The following is a 19,960-nucleotide window of genomic DNA, read 5'->3' as shown; positions in this document are numbered from 1 at the left end:
CATACCGCGATGGCTGCTTTGCGTCTCCTGCGGAGCCGTTCGCAGCCTCGCGCTGCTCGGCAGCGATAAGACCCCACAGGGCCTTCACGATCTCAGGCCTTAAAGCTGTTCGCTGATCGGACACTATTTTGTTTTGCTCTTGTGTGAAAGTGGAACCGAGTTCTAAATATTTGAAATTTCGCGTTCCGATAACAATCACAAGAGGATCCTGACTTGGACTCGCCTTTGCGCATTGCCCTGATCGGCGCCGGCAACATGGGCCAGCAGCATTACCAGCACCTCAAGACCCTGACCGAAGCCACACTCTGCGCCGTGGCCGATCCCGGCCCGCAAGCCGCCGGGATCGCCGCGCAGTGGCAGGTGGCGTATTACCCTGACTATCGACAAATGCTCGAACAGGCCCGCCCCGACGCGGTGATAGTCGCCAACCCGAACAACCTGCACGTAGGCACTGCGCTGGACTGCCTGGCGGCCGGGGTGCCGGTGCTGCTGGAAAAACCGGTCGGCGTGCACCTGGATGAAGCGCGTGAACTGGTGGCCGCCGTGAAAAGCAGCGGTGTGCCGGTGCTGGTGGGCCATCACCGGCGGCACAACCCGCTGATTGTCCGCGCCCATGCGCTGGTGCAGGGCGGGGCATTGGGCCGGCTGACCACGGTCACCGCGCTCTGGCAGTTGCAGAAGCCCGACAGCTATTTCGAGATTCCCTGGCGCCGCGAACCCGGGGCCGGGATGCTGCTGACCAACCTGATTCACGACCTCGACCTGCTGCGCCACCTGTGCGGTGAGGTGCATCAGGTACAGGCCGTCACCAGCAATGCGGTGCGCGGTTTCGCCAACGAAGATTGCGCCGCCGTCCTGCTGCAATTCGTCAACGGTGTCCTGGGCAGCCTGACTGGCTCCGACGCAGTGGCGGCGCCCTGGAGCTGGGAGCTGGATTCCGGCGAGAACCCGGTGTACCCGCGCCAGGCCGACCAGCCGTGCTATTTGCTGGCCGGCACCGCTGGCGCCCTGAGCATTCCGCAACTCAAGCGCTGGCAGTACGCCGAGGCCGGTGCTGGCTGGCATCAGCCGTTGCTGGCGGTCGAGGAGCCTTTCACCGCCGCCGAGGCCTTGCGCCTGCAGTTGCAGCATTTCGTCAAAGTGGCGCGGCGCGAGGTCGAGCCGCTGGTCAGCGTGGCCGATGCGGCACGGACCCTGGCGCTGATCGAGGCGATCCGCGAAGCGGCGGCGACCGGTCGCGCCTGTGCCCCGGCGCTGATCGAGGGATGAACATGAGCGAACGCATTCTTTCCCTGGCCAGCCTCACGGTGCTGGAGATCTCGCCGCCGCAGATGGTCGAGGTGGCGGCCCGTGCCGGTTACAGCCATGTCGGTTTGCGCCTGGTGCCGGCGACGCCGCAGGAGCATCACTTTGCCTTGGTGGCCAATGCCGAGCTGCGCCGGCAGACCCTCAGCCGCCTGCGCGACACCGGCATCGGCGTGCTGGATGTGGAGATCCTGCGGCTCAAGCCGCAAACCCGGGTCGCGGATTTCGAAGCGGTGCTGGCGGTCGGCGCCGAGTTCGGCGCCAGCGAGTTGCTGGTGGCCGGCAACGACCCTGATGAGGCGCGTATGACCGAACGCTTCGCCGAACTTTGCGACCTGGCGTCGATCTACGGCTTGCACCCGCACCTGGAGTTCATGCCCTGGACTGATGCATGCAATCTGGAGCAGGCGGTGCGGGTGGTGGAGAACGCCGGTCGCGACAACGCCGCGGTGCTGGTGGACGCATTCCACTTCGATCGCTCGGCCTCGCGCCTGGAGGATCTGGCAAAGGTCGCGCCGTCACGGCTGCGCTATGCCCAGCTGTGCGACGTGGCCGGCCCGCGCCCGGACGATATGCAGGAGATCCTGCGCCAGGCCCGCAACGAACGGCGTTTCCCCGGGGATGGCGATTGCGACCTGGCGGGGCTCTTGCATTGTCTGCCGGCCAACCTGCCCTTGAGCTTGGAGATTCCCACGGTGAAGTTGCTCGAGCAGGGCGTCGGCGCCCTGGAGCGGGCGCAGATGGCCCTGGACAAGACTCGGGCGTTGTTGGCCCGGATTTAGTGGGTAGCCCGTGTGGCCCTATCGCGGGCAAGCCTCGCTCCCACAGAAGAACACGGCTTCTGTGGGAGCGAGGCTTGCCCGCGAAGCTGTTTTTCTACAAACAAACCCTATCTTGAGAGAGCCCGCGGATGACCCTCAGCACACCCCTTTCCGGTGTCAACCAGCCCTTCAAGGGCATCCTGCTGGTCGTCGTGGCGACCTTCCTGTTCGCCAGTCACGACGCCCTGTCGAAATACCTTTCGGGGTTCTATCCGATCGTGATGGTGGTCTGGGCCCGTTACCTGGTTCACACCCTGCTGATGGCCGGGATCTTCCTGCCGCAATCGGGCCTGCGGGTGTTGCGCACCAGGCGGCCGTTGCTGCAGCTGGCGCGGGCCTTGTGCCTGCTCAGCACCAGCCTGCTGTTCACCTCGGCGCTGCTGTTTATCCCCCTGGCCGAAGCCACCGCGGTCAACTTCCTGGCGCCGGTGCTGGTCACCGCGTTGTCGGTGCCGCTGCTGGGCGAGCGGGTCACGAAGGGCCAGTGGCTGGCGGTGATCTGCGGTTTTATCGGCGTGCTGATCATCGTTCACCCGGGTGGCGACCTGTTCACTCCGGCGGTGCTGCTGCCTTTCTGCTCGGCGCTGTTTTTCTGCTTTTACCAACTGCTGACCCGCAAGCTCGCCGAGCACGACAGCCCGACCACCAGCAATTTCTTCGCCGGTCTGTGCAACACCCTGGTGATGAGTGCGCTGGTGCCGTTCTTCTGGCAGGTGCCGAGCTTTATCCATGGCGTGCTGATGCTGGCGCTGGGGGCCTGTGGCATGACCGCCCACCTGTTCCTGACCCAGGCATTCCGCCACGCGGCACCGGCGCTGCTGGCGCCCTTCGGCTATTGCCAGATCGTTTTCGCCGGGCTGCTGGGCTGGCTGTTGTTCAGCCATACGCCGCAGCCGATCACCCAACTGGGCATCGCGGTGATCTGCCTCAGCGGCTTGGCGGCTGCCTGGCAACAGCGTCGGCGCTGAGCGGAGTTCGTAACGGGGATGTCAGTTGCCGGCGTTGGGCGGCATCGACCGAGAGAAGAGGGTGGAGGGAGAAAAAAAGCAGGCCCGGAACCGGGCCTGCGAGAGGTAAGCGTCAGTCTTCCACTTTCGGAATCTTGCGGGGGGCCATGAAGTACATCCAGGTCAGGGCAATGAAGTACATCGCCGGGATCAGGGTGAACAGCACGGTGTAGTTGTTGTTGGTGACGGTCAGGATATGGCCCACCAGCTGGGTCATGAACATGCCGCCGATGGCCGCGCACATGCCGCCGAAACCGAACACCGTGCTCATCATGTGCTTGGGCGTGTAGTCCATCACCAGGCTCCAGATATTGGCGGTCCAGGCCTGGTGCGCGCCGATGGCCAGGGAGATGGCGAACACCGCCAGCCACAGGTTGCTGGCGCCCGCGGCCATGATCACGCCGACGATGCAGCAGGCGAACAGCAGCATGGACATCAGGCGTGCCTTGATCGGGTTGACGCCGCGGCCGATCAGGAACGACGAGAGGATGCCACCGCCGACGCTACCGAAGTCGGCAGTCAGGTAGATGATGATCAGCGGGATACCCATCTGGGTCACGTTGATGCCCAGGTTGTACTGCTGGTTGAGGAACGGCGGCAGCCAGTACAGGTAGAACCAGAACACCGGCGCGGTGATCGAGTAGGCGAGGGCGAAGGCCCAGGTGCCGCGCATGCGCAGGATGCGCGAGAAGGGCACGCGGGTCTGCTCCGGTTCGACTTCTTTCTGGATGTACTCGAGCTCGGACTGTTTGACGCTCGGGTGATCTTCCGGGTTGAAGTACTTCAGGCCCCAGAACAGCAGCCAGACACCGCCCAGCGCGGCCATGCAGAGGAACGCCGCTTGCCAGCCCCAGGCGTGCAGGATCAACGGCAGCAGCATCGGCGTGAACATGGCGCCGACGTTGGTCCCGGCGTTGAAGATGCCGGTGGCCACCGCGCGTTCGCCGGCCGGGAACCACAGGCGCGTGGTCTTCACGCAGGCCGGGTAGTTGGCGGCCTCGGTCAGCCCGAGGATGAAGCGGCAGACCATGAAGCCCGCGGCCGAAGTGGCCAGGCCATGGGCGCCGGTGGCCAGGCTCCAGAGCAGCACGGCGAAGAAGAACACGCGCTTGACGCCGACCCGGTCGATCAACCGTCCTTGCAGGACGAAACCGACGGCGTAGCCGACCTGGAACCAGAAGTTGATGTTGGCGTAGTCCATCGCCGTCCAGCTCATTTCCTTGGCCAGGATCGGCTGCATCACACCCAGGGCGGCGCGGTCGATGTAGTTCAGGGTGGTGGCGAAGAACACCAGGGCGAGCATGCCCCAGCGGGTCTTGCCGACCGCCATGGCGCCGCGGATCTTGTCGCCGATGCCGCCGGAGGCGGTGCCGAGGCTCGGGGCCATGCGGGAGCTTTGAGAAGGAATCATGTGTGCCATCCGTTCAATGACTGACGAGGGACAACTCGTCGGGACTCAAGGGCGCGTGATCGATCGTCGGCTGGGCGGCCGGGCCGCGGGTGAACTCGATGATCGATCGGCTGAGTGCTTTGGTCGACGCGCACCGGGCGCGACGATTGAAAGCGGTCGGGTCAGCGTGCAAGCACGGTTCAGCCCAGGGGCCGTAGTGTGTCCGTCTGAAGGCGGCTGTTGGAGGTCTGGCCAGATGAGAGCCGGAGGACCAGGCAGAGAGGTGTGGCGTTGAGTGCAAGCATGAGGGTGTACCCGATTTTTGAAATTTTTATGGTGTGTTCTGGGTCTTTGGCGATTGAGGCCGGCGGTTCGGTGCCGGCTCAATGTGCTGTCGATGGTGCGCAGTGGACGAAAAATCGTCAATTCGCCAACGGCCATTTTGTTCGATAATCGCACGAAAAACTAACTGGTTCGTACACTTTGAATTGCTGTCTGCAATGCCCGGCTCAATAATCCGCCCCATCCAATAACAAACGTGCCCCTGTAGCCGCTGCCGCAGGCTGCGATCGTCCGCGAAGCGGGCGCGGGATCTTCAGGACCTGCGACAGCGGCTACAGGCACGGCGCCCGATCTGTGGTCATTACCGGGAGTTGAAACATGCAGCGTTCCATTGCCACCGTCTCCTTGAGCGGTACCCTGCCGGAAAAGCTCGAAGCCATTGCCGCCGCCGGTTTCGACGGCGTGGAGATTTTCGAGAACGACCTGCTCTACTACGACGGCAGCCCCCGGGAAATCCGCCAGATGTGCGCGGACCTGGGCATCGCCATCACCCTGTTCCAACCCTTTCGCGATTTCGAAGGCTGCCGCCGCGACCGCCTGCAACGCAACCTGGAGCGCGCCGAGCGCAAGTTCGACCTGATGCAGGAACTGGGCACCGACCTGGTATTGGTGTGCAGCAATGCCGCGGCCGACAGCGTCGGCGACCGGCAGATCCTGGTGGACGACCTGCGCCTGCTGGCCGAGCGCGCCGGCAGCCGGGGCCTGCGGATCGGCTACGAAGCCCTGGCCTGGGGCCGGCACGTCAATACTTATCAACAGGTCTGGGACATCGTCCGCGAGGCCGACCATCCAAGCCTGGGTGTACTGCTCGACAGCTTCCACACCCTGTCGCTCAAGGGCGACCCGGCGGCGATCGCCGAGATTCCGGGGGACAAGATCTTCTTCGTGCAGATGGCCGACGCGCCGATCCTGGCCATGGACGTGCTGGAGTGGAGCCGGCATTTTCGCTGCTTCCCGGGGCAGGGCGATTTCGACCTGCCGGGGTTCCTCGCGCCGATCATCAAGAGCGGCTACACCGGGCCTTTGTCCCTGGAGATCTTCAACGACGGTTTCCGCGCCGCACCGCCGCGGGCCAACGCCGCGGACGGCTTGCGTTCGCTGCTGTACCTCGAGGAGAAAACCCGCCAGCGCCTGGCACTGGAAGCCACGCCGGTGGCCAATATCGATACGCTGTTCGCGCCGCCGCCGGCCAGTGAATACGGCGGCACCGAGTTTCTCGAGTTCGCCGTGGACGAAGCGCTGGGCGCCAAGCTCGGCGGCTGGCTGGAACGCCTGGGGTTCGCCAAGGCCGGCCAGCACCGCTCGAAGAACGTCAGCCTGATGCGCCAGGGCGATATCAACCTGATCCTCAACTCCGAACCTTATTCCTTTGCCCACAGCTTCTTCGAAGCCCACGGCCCCTCGGTGTGCGCCACGGCGATCCGGGTCAAGGACAGCGCCAAGGCGCTGGAGCGCGCGGTGGCCTACAAGGGCCAGCCGTACCGCGGGCTGGTGGGCCCCAACGAACTGGAACTGGCCGCCGTGCGCGAGCTGGATGGCAGCCTGATCTACCTGGTGGATCAGGAGCAGGGCGGGAACCTGTACGACACCGATTTCAATATGCTCCCCGGGGTAGTGGCCAAGGGCGGCCTCAAGCGCATCGACCACATGGCCATGGCGCTGCCGGCCGACAGCCTCGACAGCTGGGTGTTGTTCTACAAGAGCCTGCTGGATTTCACCGCCGACGACGAAGTGGTGCTGCCAGACCCCTACGGGCTGGTGAAGAGCCGGGCGCTGCGCAGCCGTTGCAGCACCATCCGTCTGCCGCTGAACATTTCCGAGAACCGCAAGACCGCGATCTCCCATGCGCTGTCCAGTTATGGCGGCTCGGGTGTGCATCACATCGCCTTCGATTGCGACGATATCTTTACCGAAGTCAGCCGGGCCAAGGAGGCGGGTGTGCCGCTGCTGGACATCCCGCTGAACTACTACGACGACCTGGCGGCGCGCTTCGATTTCGACGACGAGTTCCTCAGCGAACTGGCCTACTACAACGTGCTCTACGACCGCGACGCCCAGGGCGGCGAGCTGTTCCACGTCTACACCGAACCGTTCGAGGGGCGCTTCTTCTTCGAGATCATCCAGCGCAAGAATGGCTACGTCGGTTATGGCGCAGCGAACGTCGCGGTGCGCCTGGCGGCCATGGCCAAGTCGCGCAGTGGCGGGGTGCGACAGGCCAAGTTGTAGGAGTTTCGTAACGGCGGCGGCAAAGGGCCGCCGTCCTGCTTTCCTTCGTTGCGCGACGCGGCCCATAATCGCCCGCGTGTGCAGCGATGGCCGTGAGCCCCAGAATGACAATGACCACAGAACTCTCCGTAGCGCCCGAGCAGTCCGTGAACGAGCCGCGCAAGAGTCGCAAGAACAACCCGGAAAAGACCCGCGAGAACATTCTTCAAGAAGCCATTGTGGAGTTTGTGCAGCAGGGGCTGTCCGGAGCTCGGGTGGATGCCATCGCCGAGCGCATCCACACCTCCAAGCGCATGATCTATTACTACTTTGGCAGCAAGGAGCAACTGTACGTCGAGGTGCTGGAGAAGCTCTACGGCGATATCCGCAGCACCGAGAGCCGCCTGCAGCTGGCGGAGCTGGCGCCGCGCGATGCGATTCGCCGGCTGGTGGAGTTCACCTTCGATCACCATGATCGCAACGTCGATTTCGTGCGCATCGTCAGCATCGAAAACATCCACAACGCCGAGTACGTGAAGCGCTCCGAGGCGATCAAGGCGATGAACAACACCATCCTCCATGCCCTGGGCGAGATCCTGCAGCGTGGGGTCGACGAGGGCGTGTTCCGTGCCGGCCTGGACGCGCTGGATGTGCATTTGCTGATCAGTTCGTTCTGCTTCTACCGCGTGTCCAACCGCCACACCTTCGGCGAGATCTTCCAGATCGACCTGCCCGACGAGGCGATCAAGCAGCGTCACCGCGAGATGATCTGCGAGTCGGTGCTGCGTTACTTGCAGGCCTGATCGCCTAGAAGGTTGAACCCCGTTGCCGGTCGATCAGACGGCGTAGGGTTGCAACCGCATCCTGCATCGACTCCGCCCGGGTATTGCCAAAGCCCATCAACAAGCCAGGACGTGGCCGACCCTGGGCGCCAACGAAAAAACCTGACAGTGGCGCGACGCCGATTTTTCGGGCATGGGCGGCGGCAGAGATAGCCTGGTCGTCGAGGCCATCGGGCAGTTCGGCGAGCAGATGCAACCCGGTAGCGCTGCTGGCTACCGTCATACGCTCGCTGCCGGCGTCGTGAATGGCCGCCAGCAAGGCTGCGCGACGTTGCGCATAAACCGCCTGGCTACGCCGGATATGGCTGCCGAGGTGGCCATTGCCGATGAACTCCGCCGCCGTCGCCTGGAGCGACAAAGGCACGCGGTGGCCGCTGCCATTGCGCACGTCGCGCAACAGGTCCACCACCGCCTCGGGGGCGACCAGGAACCCCAGGCGCAGGCCTGGCGCCAGCAGCTTGCTCAAGGTCCCCACATAGATCACCCGCCCCTGATTGCCGTCCAGGGCCTTGAGCGCCGGTGTTGGCGCGCCGCCGTAGCGAAACTCGCTATCGTAATCGTCTTCGAGGATGAAGGCATTGGCGTCGTGGGCCCATTGCAGCAAGGCCAGGCGTCGCGCCAGGCTCATGCCGACCCCCAGGGGATACTGGTGCGAAGGTGATACCAGCGCCAGCCTGGCGTCCGGCGCGAGCCGGCGGCCGGCCTGCACATCCAGCCCTTCTTTGTCCACGGGAACGCCCACCGCCTGCACGCCAGCCAGCAACACGCTGCGGTAGGCCGCATCGTAGCCGGGGTTCTCGACCCAGACGCGATCTCCCTGGTCGGTGAGCGCCAGTGTCGCAACCGACACCGCTGCTTGGGCACCGGGGGTAATCACGATGTGACGGGCCTGGCAGACCACCCCGCGTGCCGCGCCCAGGTAAGCCGCCAGGGCTTCGCGTAATGGCAGGAAACCCTGTGGGTCGCCGTAGGACAGGTCGGGAAGTGGCCGGCGTCGCCAGAACCGACCTTCCAGGCGCCCCCACAGGGCATAAGGAAAAGCGTCCAGCGCCGGCAGGCCGGGAGTTAGCGGCCAGGCGGCGGGGGCCATGGACATTGAGTCGTTCCCCATCAGCGCCCGGGCCCGGGTGGAGCCGATGGTGGCCTCTGCCCGGGCAGGCGGCGAGGCCGTTGGTTCGGCGATGCGGGCCATGACATAGGTGCCCGAACCTGTCCGGGCCTCGAGGAACCCCTCGGCGATCAACTGCCCATAGGCCTCGGTCACGGTCATGCGTGACAGCCCCAGCTGGGCCGCCAGCACGCGTGAGGCCGGCAGGCGGATGCCGGCCTTGACGCTGCCATCGGCGATGCCTTTGCGCAGGAACAGCAGCAACTGCTCGCGCAACGACAAGTGGCCGTCCTTGGCCAGTTGCAGACGGTTCCAGATGGGATAGGCGGTTTTGCGGGTTTTCATCGGGGCCTGTGGATCGCTGGGCTGCGCGGCAGCTGGAAAAGTGGTCTGGGATATTGATGGAAAGTGGATATTTTATATAGACCATTACCTGCCGATACTCCCTCGCCTTGCCAACACATCCTGAGGGTTCCTCCGATGAAAACCGCCAGCATCAGAATCGCTGACCTGCTGCATCCGAGCGTTGCCGCGCTGATTTCGGTCATCGTCAATTACGGGGGAACCTTCATTCTGGTTTTCCAGGGGGCCAAGGCGGCCGGGTTAAGTCCCGAGCAGACCGCTTCGTGGATCTGGTCGATCTCGATCGGCGTCGGCCTGACCGGCGCCTGGCTGAGCTATCGCTACCGCGAGCCGATCATCACCGCCTGGTCGACACCGGGCGCGGCCTTCCTGATCGCGGTACTGCCGAGCACGCCTTACCCGGAAATGATCGGCGCCTTCATGCTGTCGGCCGTCGGCTTCGTCGTGCTGGGGATATCGGGCTATTTCGAGCGGGTGGTGAAGCTGATCCCGCCGGGAATCGCGGCGGGCCTGCTGGCGGGCATTTTGCTGCGCTTCGGGATTGGCGCTTTCGACGGGGCCGGGGTCGATCCGTTGCTGGTGGGCGCGCTGCTGCTCAGCTATGTGCTGCTACGCCGCTTTACCGCGCGTTATGCGATTGTCGGGGTATTGCTGATCGGCATCGTGCTGTTGCTCGGGTTGGGGCAGGTCAGTTTCGCCAGCCTCGAACTCAAGCCGGCCGTGCCGGTGCTGACCTTGCCGGTGTTCTCGCTGAATGCGCTGCTGAGCGTGGCCCTGCCGTTGTTCCTGATCACCCTGACCGGCCAGTACATGCCCGGCATGCTGGTGCTGCGCAATGATGGGTTCAAGACCAGCGCCAATCCGATTCTCACGACGACGGGGCTGGGCTCCTTGTTGATGGCGCCGTTCGGTTCCCATGCATTCAATGTCGCCGCGATTACCGCCGCCATCTGTACGGGCAAGGAGGCGCATGAGGAGCCCGCCAAGCGTTACCTGGCCGGGCTCGCTTGTGGGGTGTTCTATCTGCTGGTGGGGATTTTCGGCAGCACCCTGGCGGCGCTGTTCGTGGTCCTGCCGACGACCTTTATCACCACCCTGGCGGGCTTGGCCCTGCTGGGTGCGATCGGCGGCAGCCTCGCCACTGCGCTGGTCGAGCCGAGTGGCCGGGAAACCGCCTTGATCACCTTCCTGGCGACCGCTGCCAATATCACCTTGTTCGGTTTGGGCGGCGCATTCTGGGGCTTGCTGGCGGGGTTGCTGGCGCACGGCGTGATGCACGGCCGGCTGCGGCCAGTCGGGCATCATGAACGTGCGTAGTCGCAAGGGGAGGAGTAGAACGGGGTGCCTGACCGTGCGGCAGGCATCTGTCGAGAGCGGAGCCGATCACAGCCCCGCCCTGAGCCGCTCATGCATTGTCAGCCATTCATGCTCTGGAAATGCGCGAGCATGCGTTGGGCATCCGGCGTTATGCCGCTGAACAGCTCGAACGCCTTCACCGCCTGAAACACCGCCATGTTGCCGCCGTCCAGGGTGCGGCAACCGAGGGCGCGGGCATTGCGCAGCAACTCGGTTTCCAGCGGGAAGTAGACGATCTCCGCGACCCACAGCTCAGGGCGCAGCAACTCGACCGGCACCGGCATGCCCGGCAGCTTGGCCATGCCCATGGGCGTGGTGTTCACCAGGCCGTCGGCGACGGCCAGGGTGGCGGGCAGGTCGACGCCGGCCTTGGCCCGGCCGGGACCGAAATGCTGGTTGAGGTTGTCCGCCAGGCTCTGGGCGCGGGCGCTTTCCACATCGAAGATGCTCAGTTGCTGCACGCCTTCGCTGAGCAGCGCATGGGCCACCGCCGCACCGGCGCCGCCGGCGCCCATCTGCACCACACGCTCCAGGGCCACGCCCTGCAAACCGCGGCGGAAACCTTCGGCAAAACCCAGGCAATCGGTGTTGTGGCCGACGCGCTTGCCGTCCTTGAGCACCACGGTGTTCACCGCGCCGATGCCGCGGGCTTCCGGCGACAGCTCATCGAGCAACGGGATGATGCTCTGCTTGCAGGGAAAGGTGATGTTCAACCCGGTGAAGTTCATGCGCTCGGCGGCCAGCAGCAGGTCGGGCAGGGCGTTGCTGTCGAGCTGCAACTGGTCCAGGTCGATCAGCCGGTACAGGTAACGCAGGCCCTGGGCATCGCCTTCGTGCTCATGCAGTGCCGGGGTGCGCGAGGCCTGGATGCCGGCGCCGATCAGTCCGGCCAGTACTGTGTTCTGCTGGGTCATGCCTGGGCTCCTTGAAAACGCTGGCTGAAGTGCGCCAGTGCCAGGCGATAGCCATGGCTGCCGAAACCGCACATGACCGCCAGGGCGATGCCCGAGACAAAGGAGTGATGGCGGAACGGTTCGCGGGCGTGGACGTTCGACAGGTGCACTTCGATCACCGGCAGCTCGCTGGCCACCAGGGCATCGCGGATCGCCACCGAGGTGTGGGTCCAGGCCGCCGGGTTGATCACGATCCCGGCGCAACGGCCACGGGCGCCGTGAATCCAGTCCAGCAGTTCGCCTTCGTGGTTGGTCTGGCGAAACTCCACGGTCAGGCCGAACTCCTCGGCGGCACGCCCGCACAGGGCGGAAATGTCGGCCAGGGTCTCGTGACCGTAAGTGGCGGGTTCGCGGGTGCCGAGCAGGTTCAGGTTCGGGCCGTTGAGCACCAGAACGATAGGGCGCATGAGGGGAATTCTCCGTTGTTATTGTGGGCGCGGCTTGAGCGGCCAGCGGCTGGAGCTAAATTGTACTAACTAGTTAATTTGGTCAATTGCGGCTGGATGAGGGACGGCGGGTCCTGTCATTAAGTGTTCGCTGATCGAACATATTCATGCCGCTGCCAGCAATAAAAGTCCGTACTGCAAGAATGGCTTGCCACCTGGCTAGGGTTGCCGGAGCTTGCGGAACCGACCTCAATCACGCCAGGCGACGGTTCATCAATAAAGAAGGCGCAGGCGTTGGCATGATAGGGAGTGGCCACAAAAAAGCCGTCGCAGGGACGGCTTTTTTGTGGTCCGCGACAGGCTATCAACGCCGGGTCAGCAAGACCCCGGATTCCATGTGGTGGGTCCACGGGAACTGGTCGAACATCGCGCAGCGGGTGATGCGGTGGGTGTCGTGCAACTGGGCGATGTTGGCCGCCAGGGTTTGTGGGTTGCAGGAGATGTACAGGATATTGTCGAAGCGTCGGGTCAGCTCGCAGGTGTCCGGGTCCATGCCGGCGCGCGGCGGGTCGACGAATACGCTACCGAATTCGTAGCTCTTCAGGTCCACGCCTTGCAGGCGGCGGAACGGACGCACTTCGTTCAGCGCTTCGGTCAGCTCTTCGGCGGACAGGCGCACCAGGGTGACGTTCTCCACCGCGTTTTCGCTGAGGTTGCTCAGGGCCGCGTTGACCGAGGTCTTGCTGATCTCGGTGGCCAGCACCTTGCGCACCCGGGTGGCCAGGGGCAGGGTGAAGTTGCCGTTACCGCAGTACAGCTCCAGCAGGTCGTCCGGGCGATCGCCCAGGGCGTCGTAGGCCCAGTCGAGCATCTTCTGGTTGACCGTGCCGTTGGGCTGGGTGAAGGCGCCTTCCGGTTGGCGGTAGCTGAAGGTGCGCCCGCCGACTTCGAGTTTCTCCACCACGTAATCGTGGCCGATCACTTCGCGCTTGCCCTTGGAGCGGCCGATGACGCTGACGTTCAGCTCGGTCGCCAACTGGCTCGCCGCGGCGTGCCAGTGTTCGTCCAGCGGGCGGTGATAACACAGGGTGATCATCGCGTCGCCGGCCAGGGTGGTGAGGAACTCGACCTGGAACAGCTTGTGGCTCAAGGCGCTGCTGGCTTGCCAGGCGGCCTTGAGTTGCGGCATCAGCTGATTGATGCGCTGGCTGGCGATCGGGAATTCCTCGATCAGGATCGGCGTGCGTTTGTCTTCCTGGGAAAACATCGCGTAATGGCGCTCGCCGGCTTCGCGCCACAGGCGGAACTCCGCGCGCAGGCGGAAGTTCTGCAGCGGCGAGTCGAAGACCTGGGGCTCGGGGGCATCGAACGGCGCCAGCAGTTCATGCAGGCGCGCAACCTTGTCGGCGAGCTGGGTGGCGTAAGCCTTGGAATCGAAAGTCATGCGTTGAACCAACCCAACTTGATCACAAACAGTACCGAGAGAATCACCAGCGGCGCGTTCAACTCACGGGCGCGGCCCGACAGCAGCTTGATCGCGGTCCAGGCAATGAAGCCGAAGGCGATGCCGTTGGCGATGGAGTAGGTGAACGGCATGGCCAGGGCGGTGACTACCACGGGCGCGGCGACGGTGATGTCGTCCCAGTCTATTTCCGCCAGGCCCGAAGTCATCAGCACCGCGACGAACAGCAGCGCAGGCGCGGTGGCGAAGGCCGGGACGCTGGCCGCCAGTGGCGAGAAGAACAGCGCCAGGAGGAACAGGATCGCCACGACGATGGCAGTCAGGCCGGTGCGGCCGCCGGCGCTGACGCCGGCTGCGGATTCGATGTAGCTGGTGGTGGTCGAGGTGCCCAGCAGGGAACCGGCCATGGCCGCGGTACTGTCGGCGATCAGGGCCCGGCCCATTTTCGGCATGTGGCCGTCCTTGCCCATCAGGCCGGCGCGCTTGGCGACGCCGATCAGGGTGCCGGAGTTGTCGAACAGGTCGACGAACAGGAAGGCGAAGATCACGCTGACCAGGCCGATGTCCAGCGCACCCTTGATGTCTAGTTGCAGGAAGGTCGGGGCCAGCGAAGGTGGCATCGAGGTCACGCCACCGAACGGGGTGAAGCCCAGGGCGATGGAGACGATGGTCACCGACAGGATGCCGATCAGTACCGCGCCGCGAACCTTCAGGGCTTCCAGGGCGACGATCAGGGCGAAGCCCAGGGTCGCGAGGATCGGCGCCGGTTGCTTCAGATCCCCGAGGCCGACCATGGTCGCCGGGTTGCCGACCACAATGCCGGCGTTGTGCAGGGCGATCAGCGCCAGGAACAGGCCGATACCAGCGGCAATCGCCGAGCGCAGCGGCAGCGGGATGCTGTTGATGATCCATTCGCGGATCTTGAAGATAGATAGCAGGAAGAACAGCACCGCCGAAATGAACACCGCGCCCAGCGCCACTTGCCAGGTATGGCCCATGTGCAGGACCACGGTGTAGGTGAAGAAGGCATTCAGGCCCATGCCCGGAGCCAGGGCGATCGGGTAGTTGGCGATCAGGCCCATCACGGTCGAGCCGATGGCGGCGGCCAGGCAGGTGGCGACGAACACCGCACCTTTGTCCATGCCGGTCTCGCCGAGGATGCTCGGATTGACGAAGAGAATGTAGGCCATGGCCAGGAAGGTCGTGACGCCCGCAAGAATCTCGGTCCGCACGTTGGTGTTGTGTGCCTTGAGTTGAAACAGCCTTTCCAGCATGTCTGCTCCCCGTGGCGCGCTGGGCGCCGTGAATGTATCGACCCAGACAGCAAAGCACAGACCATAAAAAAGCATCCGGGGATTTTGTGCGGGTCGGAAAAAGCCGCGCATCATACCAGCAGCGTAAGGCTATGGCTGCGATCGTCGGCGATGTTTTGCCCGAGTGGCGACTGGGGCATACTGCGCCGACGTTTTGGGGGGACTTATGCACAGCACGATAAAAGCGATGACCTCGGCGGTAGTGGCCAGCTGCCTGTGGTTGGGGACGGCGCCGGCCATGGCGCGTTCCGCACCGCCCTTGAGCCAGGTGGAAATCCTCAAGGTCGAGTCGCCGTCCTGCGGCCTGGAGGATGTGTCGGACGGGCGTGACAAGACTGCCTGCGATCACCAGGGGCCGAACATCAAGGTGTATGTGCTGGAAGTCGGCTATGGCCGCCAGCCCCGCGTGGCGCTGGACGGCTTCGAGGTCAACGGCACCCGCGCGGCGGTCTGCGAAGAAGGTTCGAGCCTGGTGCCGTGCGGCAACTCCGGGATCACCGTCGGCTACATCTATACCTTCGACCTGGCCGGCAAACAGGAAGGAACCTTCACCTTCAGCAACACCTCGCTGAATGCGCCGGGCAACAGCATGAGCGCGCAGATCTACATCAAGTAACGGCAGCGTCCGAACGCGGAGGGCTTTAAAGCTGACTAAGCTTTAAAGACCCTACCGCGGACACAGCCCATGACCTTTAGAGCCCTGATTCCCCTCGCCGAGGGCATCGACGACCTGCAAAGCGTGACCCTGATCGATGTGCTGCGCCGTGCTCAAGTCGAAGTGCTGGTGGCCAGTATCGAAGGGCGGCGCATGCTCACCTGCGCCCGCGGCACCCGGATGACCGCCGACGGCATGCTGGTGGATGTGCTGGCCCAGAGCTTCGACCTGATCGTGCTGCCCGGTGGCGCGGTTGGCGCGCAGCACCTGGCGGCCCATCAACCGCTGATGCAATTGGTCAAGGACCAGGCCGCCGCCGGGCGCCTGTTCGCCGGCATTGCCGAAGCGCCGGCCCTGGCCTTGCAGAGTTACGGGGTGCTGCGCCAGCGGCGCATGACCTGCCTGCCCAGCGCCAGCCATCAGCTGTCGGGCTGCAACTTCGTCGACCAGCCGGTGGTGGTGGATGGCAACTGCATCACCGCGCAAGGCTCGGGCGCGGCCCTGGGTTTCGCCCTGACCCTGGTGGAGCAGCTATGCGGCAGGGGCCGGCGGACGGCGGTGGAGGGGGAGTTGCTGGTTTAGCGATCAGCAGACATGAGCGGCAATGGGCTCGATGCGCGGTAACAAGGCTTGTTCGGTCTGCCAGATATCGTAGTCAGCCTGTACCGCCAGCCAGACCTTGGCTTTACCTATTCCGGCGCGCTCCAGCCTTACCGCCAGTTCCGGCCGGATCGGCGCGTGGCCGTTCAGCACCTTGGAGAGATGGGGGCGGGCGTAGCCAAGATGCCTGGCCAGTTCCGTCACGCTGATTCCCAGCTCGGGCAATATATCCATACGCAGTGTTTCACCGGGGTGTGGCGGGTTGGGCATGATCCTGCCTCCTGTTCTGTGGTAATCCAGATAGTCGACCAGCTCGATATCCGAACCCGTAAAACGAAAAATCACTCGCCAATTGCCCGATACGGTCAGTGACCAGTATTCGCGACGCTCGCCCTTGAGCGGATGCAACCGCCATCCCGGGAGGTCGAGGTCGTCAGGCTCTGTCGCGTGATCCATGAAAGGCAGCATGCGCGCCAGGCGCCTCGCATGATCGGCTCGGATCCCTCGAGTCGATCCCGTTTCATAGAAGGCCTTGAGGCCTTTGTGCTGAAAGGATTTGATCATGCGGTGAGTGTAAGGCGATACCTTACACTCTTCCCATCGGATATGTATTGCAGCGCGTGAATCGGACGATCAACGGCGACGTCCTGTGAGGTTCCTGTCTGCCTCGAATCAGGCCTTGGCTTCTTCTTCCACCGGCGCATGCATGCGATCGCGATGGGCCAGGGTCGGGAACAGTTTTATCCACACCCCGGTCACCAGCAGGGTGCCGACTCCACCCAGGACCACCGCCGGCACGGTGCCGAACCAGTGGGCGGTGAGCCCGGACTCGAACTCGCCGAGCTGGTTGGAGGCGCCGATGAACAGACCGTTCACCGCGCTGACCCGGCCACGCATTTCACCCGGAGTTTCCAGCTGCACGAAGGAGGCGCGGATCACCATGCTGATCATGTCCGCCGCGCCCAGCACCACCAGCACCGCAAGCGAGAACCAGAACGAGGTCGACAGGCCGAAGGCGATGGTGGCGACGCCGAACACGCCGACGGCGGTGAACATCACCCGACCGACATGACGGTCGACGGCAAAGCGTGCCAGCCACAGCGACATCAGCAAGGCTCCCACCGCCGGCGCCGAGCGCAGCAGGCCCAGGCCCCAGGCGCCGGTGAGCAGGATGTCCTTGGCGAACACCGGCAGCAGCGCGGTGGCACCACCGAGCAGGACGGCGAACAGGTCCAGGGAGATCGCCCCGAGAATGTCCGGTCGGCTGCGAATGAAGCGCACCCCGGCGAGCAACGAATCCAGGGTGGCCTTGCCCTTGTTCGGCGGCGTCTGCCGCGCGGGCAGGTTGAGCATCAGGCAGCAGGCGATCACATACAGCAGCACGGTCGGGCCATAGACCCATACGCTGCCAAAGGCGTAGAGCAGCCCGCCGAGGGCCGGCGCGACGATGGTCGCCGATTGCTGGGCGGACTGGGCGGCGGCCACGGCGCGGGGGAACAGCGCGCTGGGCACGATGCTCGGCAGCAGCGCCTGGGTAGTCGGCATCTCGAAGGAACGGGCGGCGCCCAGCAGGAAGGCGAGGATGAAGATCATCTCGCGGGTGACATGGTGGGTGGTGCTGCCGATGGCCAGGGACAGGGCGATCAGCGCCTGCAGCGTCTGGCAGATGGCTGCCACCTTGCGCCGGTCGTAGCGGTCGGCCACATGCCCGGTGTGCAGCATGAACAGCACGCGCGGCACGAACTCCACCAGCCCGACCAGGCCCAGGTCGAGCACATTGCCGGTCAGTTGGTAGAGGTTCCAGCCGATGGCCACGGTGAGCATCTGGAAGCCGCTGGCGGTGAAGATCCGCGCCAGCCAGAAAGCAATGAACGGACGGTGATGGCGAAGCAGCAGAGGGTCTTGGCTGGGCATCTGAAGACAGGTCTGGGCGTGGAGTAGGGCGAGGTTATCACCAAGATGTAACCAATAGTTGCAGAATCGTTAGCCCCGCATCTATCCCGCTTGTTCGAAATAACCCAATCCCTGTAGCCGCTGCCGCAGGCTGCGATAAGGTCCGAAGGGCCTTCGACGGCGCGGAAATCGCCACGACCGTTCCGGCCGTTCGCAGCCTGCGGCAGCGGCTACAGGCATCGCACAATTGCGGGAAAACCCCCGTTCTTGACGTGGTGAGGCAACCTGTCACGCGACAAAAGACCACACAAACCAATGATGAAAATGCGACTACTCTTTCAGCGTCGATTGATCCAGATCAAAACCTTTTCCAAGGCGAGGTCTGGCGGCCACATGGCCAGACTCCCTGCGTTGCGATGGGTTTAAAAAGAACGAATTCGAATTCGCCACACTCCATATCCGTGGGGGCAGTGGGTGCAGGCCTCCAGCCGGCAGCCGGTATTACCTGACAGAGGAAAGCTTATGTTCGGTTTGGAGGCACTAGATCTCGCCCGAATTCAGTTCGCGTTCACCATCTCGTTCCACATCCTGTTCCCCGCCATCACCATTGGTCTGGCGAGCTACCTGGCGGTGCTCGAAGGTTTGTGGCTCAAGACCCGCGACGATACCTACCGTGACCTGTACCACTTCTGGTCGAAGATCTTTGCCGTCAACTTCGGCATGGGGGTGGTCTCGGGCCTGGTCATGGCCTACCAGTTCGGCACCAACTGGAGCCGCTTCTCCGATTTTGCCGGCGCCGTCACCGGGCCGCTGCTGACCTATGAAGTGCTCACCGCGTTCTTCCTCGAGGCTGGTTTCCTCGGGGTCATGCTGTTCGGCTGGAACCGCGTGGGGCGCGGCCTGCACTTCTTCTCCACGGTAATGGTGGCCATCGGTACGCTGATTTCGACCTTCTGGATTCTCTCGTCCAACAGCTGGATGCAGACCCCGCAAGGCTACGAAATCATCGACGGCCGAGTGATTCCGGTGGACTGGCTGGCGGTGGTGTTCAACCCGTCGTTCCCGTACCGCCTGGCGCACATGGCCACGGCCGCCTTTGTCGCCACCGCGTTCTTCGTGGGTTCGTCCGCGGCCTGGCACCTGCTGCGCGGCCGTGACAACCCGGCAATCCGCCGCATGCTGTCGATGGCGATGTGGATGGCCCTGATCGTGGCGCCGATCCAGGCCGTGATCGGCGACTTCCACGGCCTCAACACCCTCAAGCACCAGCCGGCGAAAATCGCCGCGATCGAAGGGCACTGGGAAAACGTCGGTAACGAGCCGACCCCGCTGATCCTGTTCGGCTGGCCGGACATGCAGGAAGAAAAGACCAAGTTCGCCGTCGAGATCCCCTATCTGGGCAGCATCATCCTCACTCACTCGCTGGACAAGCAGGTGCCGGCGCTCAAGGAGTTTCCGCCAGAGGACCGGCCGAATTCGACCATCGTGTTCTGGTCGTTCCGGATCATGGTCGGCCTGGGCATGCTGATGATCCTCACCGGCCTGTGGAGCCTGTGGCTGCGCAAGCGTGACCGCATCTACCAGAACCGCGCGTTCCTGTACCTGGCGCTGTGGATGGGCCCGTCCGGCCTGATCGCGATCCTCGCCGGCTGGTTCACCACCGAGATCGGCCGTCAGCCGTGGGTGGTCTACGGGCTGATGCGCACCGCGGATGCTTCGTCCGGGCACAGCCTGATGCAGATGAGCATCACCCTCGCGCTGTTTGTCGTGGTGTATTTCTCGCTGTTCGGCGTGGGTCTGGGCTACATGATGCGCCTGGTGCGCAAGGGGCCGAAGACCGACGAAGGCGCGGAAGCCAGCCACGGTGGTCCTGGCCAGAAACGCACGCCGGCCCGTCCGCTGTCGGCCGCCGACGACGATGCCGAAGACAACGGCACCAGCCTGAACAAGGGGAACTGA

General features: G+C 64.1%; 17 protein-coding genes and 1 pseudogene. 9 read left to right on the top strand and 9 right to left on the bottom strand.

Translation table 11 applies throughout. The features are described 5' to 3' along the window. The first annotated feature begins 213 nt into the window (after window positions 1-213). From H0I86_RS27575 to H0I86_RS27565, 3 genes are all read left to right on the top strand, one after another. A complete protein-coding gene (locus H0I86_RS27575; protein WP_180922897.1) occupies window positions 214-1,269 on the top strand; it encodes a Gfo/Idh/MocA family protein in 1,056 nt (351 codons plus the stop codon). A gap of 2 nt (window positions 1,270-1,271) precedes the next feature. Then, entirely contained in the window at window positions 1,272-2,087 is an 816-nt protein-coding gene (locus H0I86_RS27570) for a sugar phosphate isomerase/epimerase family protein (protein ID WP_180922896.1), read from the top strand. Window positions 2,088-2,215: 128 nt separating this feature from the next. Then, window positions 2,216-3,094, top strand: a complete 879-nt coding sequence (locus H0I86_RS27565) for a DMT family transporter (protein ID WP_180922895.1) — start codon at window positions 2,216-2,218, stop codon at window positions 3,092-3,094. Between the two features lie 112 nt (window positions 3,095-3,206). Here H0I86_RS27565 and H0I86_RS27560 read toward each other — a convergent pair whose 3' ends face one another. After that, on the bottom strand, window positions 3,207-4,544 hold the full coding sequence (locus tag H0I86_RS27560) for an MFS transporter (protein WP_180922894.1): 1,338 nt from the start codon (window positions 4,542-4,544) through the stop codon (window positions 3,207-3,209). Window positions 4,545-5,183: 639 nt separating this feature from the next. Between H0I86_RS27560 and quiC the strand changes: the two genes are divergently transcribed. Together quiC and H0I86_RS27550 are read left to right on the top strand one after the other, a co-directional pair. Then, a complete protein-coding gene (quiC, locus tag H0I86_RS27555) occupies window positions 5,184-7,091 on the top strand; it encodes a 3-dehydroshikimate dehydratase QuiC (protein ID WP_180922893.1) in 1,908 nt (635 codons plus the stop codon). A 104-nt stretch (window positions 7,092-7,195) separates the two neighbouring features. After that, window positions 7,196-7,873, top strand: a complete 678-nt coding sequence (locus H0I86_RS27550; RefSeq protein WP_180922892.1) for a TetR/AcrR family transcriptional regulator — start codon at window positions 7,196-7,198, stop codon at window positions 7,871-7,873. A 4-nt stretch (window positions 7,874-7,877) separates the two neighbouring features. Here H0I86_RS27550 and pdxR read toward each other — a convergent pair whose 3' ends face one another. Then, on the bottom strand, window positions 7,878-9,365 hold the full coding sequence (pdxR, locus tag H0I86_RS27545) for a MocR-like pyridoxine biosynthesis transcription factor PdxR (RefSeq protein WP_180922891.1): 1,488 nt from the start codon (window positions 9,363-9,365) through the stop codon (window positions 7,878-7,880). Window positions 9,366-9,500: 135 nt separating this feature from the next. Here pdxR and H0I86_RS27540 point away from each other — a divergent pair, with 135 nt between their 5' ends. Beyond that, entirely contained in the window at window positions 9,501-10,700 is a 1,200-nt protein-coding gene (locus tag H0I86_RS27540; RefSeq protein WP_180922890.1) for a benzoate/H(+) symporter BenE family transporter, read from the top strand. A 98-nt stretch (window positions 10,701-10,798) separates the two neighbouring features. Here the strand turns inward: H0I86_RS27540 and H0I86_RS27535 are convergent, their stop codons facing one another. The 4 genes from H0I86_RS27535 to H0I86_RS27520 form a co-directional block, all read right to left on the bottom strand. After that, a complete protein-coding gene (locus H0I86_RS27535) occupies window positions 10,799-11,653 on the bottom strand; it encodes a shikimate dehydrogenase (RefSeq protein WP_180922889.1) in 855 nt (284 codons plus the stop codon). Further along, the gene (aroQ, locus tag H0I86_RS27530; protein ID WP_007928871.1) at window positions 11,650-12,099 is read right to left on the bottom strand and encodes a type II 3-dehydroquinate dehydratase; all 450 of its coding nucleotides are present in this window, start codon (window positions 12,097-12,099) and stop codon (window positions 11,650-11,652) included. Before aroQ ends, H0I86_RS27535 begins: the two co-directional genes overlap by 4 nt. A gap of 343 nt (window positions 12,100-12,442) precedes the next feature. Further along, window positions 12,443-13,522, bottom strand: a complete 1,080-nt coding sequence (gene trmA, locus H0I86_RS27525; RefSeq protein ID WP_180922888.1) for a tRNA (uridine(54)-C5)-methyltransferase TrmA — start codon at window positions 13,520-13,522, stop codon at window positions 12,443-12,445. Next, window positions 13,519-14,814: an NCS2 family permease gene (locus H0I86_RS27520; RefSeq protein WP_009050980.1), complete on the bottom strand. Its 1,296-nt coding sequence runs from the start codon at window positions 14,812-14,814 to the stop codon at window positions 13,519-13,521. Before H0I86_RS27520 ends, trmA begins: the two co-directional genes overlap by 4 nt. A 205-nt stretch (window positions 14,815-15,019) precedes the next feature. On the opposite strand from H0I86_RS27520, the gene H0I86_RS27515 reads away from it, so the two are divergent. Together H0I86_RS27515 and H0I86_RS27510 are read left to right on the top strand one after the other, a co-directional pair. Continuing rightward, on the top strand, window positions 15,020-15,469 hold the full coding sequence (locus H0I86_RS27515) for a DUF4879 domain-containing protein (RefSeq protein ID WP_180922887.1): 450 nt from the start codon (window positions 15,020-15,022) through the stop codon (window positions 15,467-15,469). 69 nt (window positions 15,470-15,538) lie between these two features. Next, window positions 15,539-16,090: a DJ-1 family glyoxalase III gene (locus H0I86_RS27510; protein WP_180922886.1), complete on the top strand. Its 552-nt coding sequence runs from the start codon at window positions 15,539-15,541 to the stop codon at window positions 16,088-16,090. 3 nt (window positions 16,091-16,093) lie between these two features. Here H0I86_RS27510 and H0I86_RS27505 read toward each other — a convergent pair whose 3' ends face one another. The 3 genes and pseudogenes from H0I86_RS27505 to H0I86_RS27495 all read right to left on the bottom strand — a co-directional run bounded on the left by H0I86_RS27505 (window position 16,094) and on the right by H0I86_RS27495 (window position 18,022). Continuing rightward, a complete protein-coding gene (locus H0I86_RS27505) occupies window positions 16,094-16,378 on the bottom strand; it encodes a HigA family addiction module antitoxin (RefSeq protein ID WP_180925925.1) in 285 nt (94 codons plus the stop codon). Window positions 16,379-16,396: 18 nt separating this feature from the next. Next, window positions 16,397-16,672: pseudogene (locus H0I86_RS27500) on the bottom strand (type II toxin-antitoxin system RelE/ParE family toxin); the annotation flags it as partial. Between the two features lie 108 nt (window positions 16,673-16,780). Continuing rightward, window positions 16,781-18,022 carry an MFS transporter gene (locus H0I86_RS27495; RefSeq protein ID WP_180922885.1) on the bottom strand — a complete coding sequence of 414 codons (1,242 nt, stop codon included), beginning with the start codon at window positions 18,020-18,022 and terminating at the stop codon, window positions 16,781-16,783. A gap of 501 nt (window positions 18,023-18,523) precedes the next feature. Between H0I86_RS27495 and H0I86_RS27490 the strand changes: the two genes are divergently transcribed. Then, window positions 18,524-19,960, top strand: a complete 1,437-nt coding sequence (locus H0I86_RS27490; protein ID WP_180922884.1) for a cytochrome ubiquinol oxidase subunit I — start codon at window positions 18,524-18,526, stop codon at window positions 19,958-19,960.

Source organism: Pseudomonas chlororaphis subsp. aurantiaca (genome assembly GCF_013466605.1).
GTDB classification, from domain to species: Bacteria; Pseudomonadota; Gammaproteobacteria; order Pseudomonadales; family Pseudomonadaceae; genus Aquipseudomonas; species Aquipseudomonas chlororaphis_I.
This window is presented reverse-complemented; position numbering and strand designations above follow the sequence as displayed.

Coding starts and splice junctions, on each gene's coding strand:
- pdxR (WP_180922891.1), bottom strand. CDS start 9,365: ATGAAAACCCGCAAAACCGCCTATCCCATCTGGAACCGTCTGCAACTG.
- H0I86_RS27565 (WP_180922895.1), top strand. CDS start 2,216: ATGACCCTCAGCACACCCCTTTCCGGTGTCAACCAGCCCTTCAAGGGC.
- trmA (WP_180922888.1), bottom strand. CDS start 13,522: ATGACTTTCGATTCCAAGGCTTACGCCACCCAGCTCGCCGACAAGGTT.
- H0I86_RS27560 (WP_180922894.1), bottom strand. CDS start 4,544: ATGATTCCTTCTCAAAGCTCCCGCATGGCCCCGAGCCTCGGCACCGCC.
- H0I86_RS27505 (WP_180925925.1), bottom strand. CDS start 16,378: ATGCCCAACCCGCCACACCCCGGTGAAACACTGCGTATGGATATATTG.
- quiC (WP_180922893.1), top strand. CDS start 5,184: ATGCAGCGTTCCATTGCCACCGTCTCCTTGAGCGGTACCCTGCCGGAA.
- H0I86_RS27570 (WP_180922896.1), top strand. CDS start 1,272: ATGAGCGAACGCATTCTTTCCCTGGCCAGCCTCACGGTGCTGGAGATC.
- H0I86_RS27550 (WP_180922892.1), top strand. CDS start 7,196: ATGACAATGACCACAGAACTCTCCGTAGCGCCCGAGCAGTCCGTGAAC.
- H0I86_RS27520 (WP_009050980.1), bottom strand. CDS start 14,814: ATGCTGGAAAGGCTGTTTCAACTCAAGGCACACAACACCAACGTGCGG.
- H0I86_RS27535 (WP_180922889.1), bottom strand. CDS start 11,653: ATGACCCAGCAGAACACAGTACTGGCCGGACTGATCGGCGCCGGCATC.
- H0I86_RS27515 (WP_180922887.1), top strand. CDS start 15,020: ATGCACAGCACGATAAAAGCGATGACCTCGGCGGTAGTGGCCAGCTGC.
- H0I86_RS27495 (WP_180922885.1), bottom strand. CDS start 18,022: ATGCCCAGCCAAGACCCTCTGCTGCTTCGCCATCACCGTCCGTTCATT.
- H0I86_RS27510 (WP_180922886.1), top strand. CDS start 15,539: ATGACCTTTAGAGCCCTGATTCCCCTCGCCGAGGGCATCGACGACCTG.
- aroQ (WP_007928871.1), bottom strand. CDS start 12,099: ATGCGCCCTATCGTTCTGGTGCTCAACGGCCCGAACCTGAACCTGCTC.
- H0I86_RS27540 (WP_180922890.1), top strand. CDS start 9,501: ATGAAAACCGCCAGCATCAGAATCGCTGACCTGCTGCATCCGAGCGTT.
- H0I86_RS27490 (WP_180922884.1), top strand. CDS start 18,524: ATGTTCGGTTTGGAGGCACTAGATCTCGCCCGAATTCAGTTCGCGTTC.